Source organism: Mesorhizobium sp. M2C.T.Ca.TU.002.02.1.1 (genome assembly GCF_003997225.1).
Map to the genome: position 1 here is coordinate 1 of NZ_RZTO01001283.1, position 1,050 is coordinate 1,050.

A 1,050-nucleotide genomic window follows, 5' to 3' on the forward strand; every position below is an offset into this window, starting at 1 on the left:
GCCTTCGCGGACGTCACGCGAGGAGCACTTCGGCTGCTGCTTAGCGGTCCGACCAGTTCGGCGGGCAGGCCGATGCCCGATGGCGAGCGGCCGGGCCCAGGGGGCTGGAACCGCATTCACCTGATCGTCGAGGATATTGCGGCGGAGGTTGCCCGGCTGCGGGCGGCAGGCCTCAGCTTCCGCAATGAAATCGTGACGGGACCGGGCGGCTCGCAGATCCTGCTGGTCGATCCTTCCGGCAATCTGGTGGAACTGTTCGAGCCGGCCGAGAGCAGGTGAGCGCGCTCAGCCACTCGCCGCCTGCCGCCAATCCTTGTATAATCCCCCTGGCACAGGGGGACATCATGAAAGCCGCATTGCCGACACTCATTGTAGCACTGCTCACGACCCTGCCCGCCCATGCCGCGCCCTGCGCCTGGTCCGCCCAGATGGAGGAGGACGAAGGCGGCAGCGTGCTGACGGCGTCGGTCTGCGGCGGACCGAAGGGCGATGCGCATCTGATACTGGCCTGCTTCGATAGGCCGGTGCTGAGCTACGATCTGGGTACCGCGGGCGGGCAGCTCGAGCCCGGCACCAAGGGCTCCTTCACCTTCAAGGCCGCAGGCAAGAGCGTGACCAAAAGGCTCGTGCTGGAGGCGATGTACAATTACTTCACGGCAGACCTCTCCGGCCCTTCCGATCCGCTGCTGGCGCTCTTGCGCGGCAAGGGCGAGGTGGCGGTTTCCGCCGACAAATATGGCAGGATGAGCTTTCCGCTGAAAGGCGCAGGCGCCGCAATCGGCAAGGTGCTGGCGGAGTGCGGCAAGGGTTCAGGCGGCGAGGCGGATTGAGCCAGAGCGCATGCGCAGGCGCGTTTTGGCGCATTCCCCGCCGTGCTTTGGAACGCTCTAGCTTTTCACGCCTTGCGTGGAATCGGAATTGGCTGGAAGCCGACGTCCGGCTCGGCCAGCCGCGTGGCGTCGCGTCCGCCCGCCTTGGCAGCGTAGAGCGCCTTGTCCGCCTGGAGGATCAGGCTGGTCGGGCTGTGGCGGGCGGCGGGGGGGCGTGGGG

Annotated in this window: 2 protein-coding genes; both read left to right on the forward strand. The window is 67.1% G+C overall.

Going from position 1 to position 1,050, the window contains the following annotated elements; all coding sequences use genetic code 11:
* Positions 1-279: VOC family protein (locus tag EOD07_RS35495; RefSeq protein ID WP_164772903.1), on the forward strand; the 279-nt coding region annotated here is incomplete at its 5' end.
* 65 nt (positions 280-344) lie between these two features.
* Positions 345-830 (forward strand): hypothetical protein, encoded by a 486-nt coding sequence (locus EOD07_RS35500; protein WP_245470621.1) that lies wholly within the window; start codon positions 345-347, stop codon positions 828-830.
* Positions 831-1,050 lie beyond the last annotated feature (220 nt).

Bases quoted from the DNA above. Each gene is read 5' to 3' on its own strand.
- EOD07_RS35500 (WP_245470621.1), top strand. From the start codon at position 345: ATGAAAGCCGCATTGCCGACACTCATTGTAGCACTGCTCACGACCCTG.